This window comes from Pseudomonas protegens, assembly GCF_003732485.1.
Classification (GTDB): Bacteria; Pseudomonadota; Gammaproteobacteria; order Pseudomonadales; family Pseudomonadaceae; genus Aquipseudomonas; species Aquipseudomonas protegens_B.
Window position 1 is genome coordinate 31392 of sequence record NZ_MOAK01000036.1, and the last position, 2122, is coordinate 33513.

1 protein-coding gene and 1 pseudogene are annotated in these 2122 nt (G+C 59.0%); both read right to left on the reverse strand.

Features of this window, described 5'->3' with window-relative positions; all coding sequences use genetic code 11:
* A pseudogene (locus BLX41_RS34660) lies at window positions 1–1055 on the reverse strand (hypothetical protein); the annotation flags it as partial.
* A gap of 12 nt (window positions 1056–1067) precedes the next feature.
* Window positions 1068–2122, reverse strand: a 1055-nt coding sequence (locus tag BLX41_RS07075) for a hypothetical protein (protein ID WP_123724602.1), incomplete at its 5' end; no start/stop codon positions are given.

A 2122-nucleotide genomic window follows, 5' to 3' on the forward strand; every position in this document is an offset into this window, starting at 1 on the left:
ATCACGCCCAGATTGACCACTTGTTTATCCGCATGGATCTGCGCATCGCCCGGAACCTTCTTGTAGAAAGGCACCGCATCCTTGGGCACGAGGCGCTGGCCGGCCGGTGCGGTGGGGAACTCGTTGGCGAACCACAGGCCCAGGGTGCCGCAGGTGCGGCTGTAGGCCGGGTTGAAGAAGGTCTCGGTAGGGTTGTCCAGGCCCATCTGATACAGCATCTGCAGCCTGGACATGTCCCAGGGGGCCTGGGAATGGCTGTCGACGATCTTGAAGTCGTTGAAGATGCCATTCATGTCGTAGACGGTGAGGTAGGTGGTGAACCTGAGCATCAGCCCGAGGGCGTTCTGGCTGTCCATTTCCTGCCGCAGGTTCTCCAGCAACTGCGAGTCGCCGATGAACCATTCCAGATGGTCCTTGGGAAAACAGGTCTGCCAGGTGGTGGTGACGTAGACCAGGCCGCCAAAGGCGCCCCAGTTGAAGTCGAGAAAGCGGTTGAGCATGCGGTACTTGTGATTCAGGGTCAGGCCGCAGGTGGTATCCCCCAGCACCAGCTTTTCGAAATACAGGGCAGTGAAGGTGTTCTGCCAGGGGCTGACGTCGACAAATCGTGCGGCAGTCGGGGTTGGGTTACCGAACGGGTTGCCCTGCAGTTGGTAGGCTTTGTTGATCAGTGGATCGTTGTCGATGTAGCTGTCGACCTTGGATTCCCCGCCGATGATCACCGAGCGCAGTTGCTGGTAATCCACGGTGCCGCAGGCGTTGTCGCCGAACAGGTCCCACTCCGCCGGGATCATCGGGTAAGCGCCTGCGTTGCCGTTGGTGGGCACCTGCAGCACATAGTCCGGGACGTTACTGTAGGCCAGGGGCGTGACGGCCCAGGGCATCAGCCGCTGGGGAGCATTGCGGTCGTTGATCCCGTAGTAGTTCAAAAAGGGCCAGTTGATCTGCATCTTCACTGCGTCATACAGCGGCAGTACATCGTTGTTGTTGAAGGTCGGCGGATTCCAGAACATGAAACCGTTGAGGTAGATCCGTGGAAAGTTCAAGACGCTCATGGGTTGCTCTCCTTAGCGTTTCCACTGGGCGCGTTTGAGCGACCAGACGTAATCCAGTTTTTGATAACCGATGAAGTCGCTGTCCGGCAGTACGCTGGTGGGGTAGAGGATTCCGCCTGTGTGGTCGATGTTGAACGAGAAGAAGGTGTTCTTCTTCGTCGAATAGGCCGCAGTGCTGTGGCAGGCCAGGCACGATGAGGTGCCCTGGAACGCCGACTCCAGCTGGGAGTTGGCCAGCAGCTTGGGTTCGGCCTGGTTGCGGTCGAACTGCACGCCGATCAGTTCGTACTGCGCCAGGTTCGGGTACTGCTGCTGGTAGCTGCTGTTCACCGGCTTGGCCGCCTCGGTGGGGCCGGTGATGTTGGTCATCGGCTTGGATGGGGTGTCATTGGTGACGGTGTACTTGGGATTGTTGCGGTTCTCGAAAGTGGTCCAGACCCAGTCCGGGGTCAGCTTGTTGATCACGTGCATGCCGCTCAGGGCGGCATAGCCCACCTGATACTGGCCCGTGCTGTCCACGTAATAGGCCTGGGAGATGTAGTACCCGTCCTGGGTCAACAGGGCCTTGAAGTCCTGGTCGGTGCCGATCCAGAACCAGGAGGTTTTCAGCTCCCAGGCCGTGTCCGGGAAGTCCAGATTGCTAGTGAGCTTGGCCAGGCCATCGCGGTTGTAGATCTTGTTGGTGACGATGTAGTTGAAGGTGTCTTCGCCCATCAACAGGTGAAAGCGTACCAACTGTTCGTTTTTCGACGGCGGGACCGGCGGGCCACTGCGCATTTTCAAGGCCAGGCCATCCACCTGCTGGATGCCGTTCTGCGGGCTGCCTGCCATGTCGTTGCCGAGAAACTGAAACAGCCCTTTGGGGTCCATGCCCTGCTTTTGGGCCAGTTCCGGCACTTCGCTCGGCAGGTTCTCGTGGTCGGAATAGGGCAGGGGATCGGCCCCCTTCAACAGGTAGACCTGATCGGAAGGCTTGAACGTCTCCCAGACCAGATTGTTGTTGTGGCTGGCATCCGGCTGGTTGAGGCAGACAAACCAGTTCCACGCCATGGTTTCCGGGCTCTGCT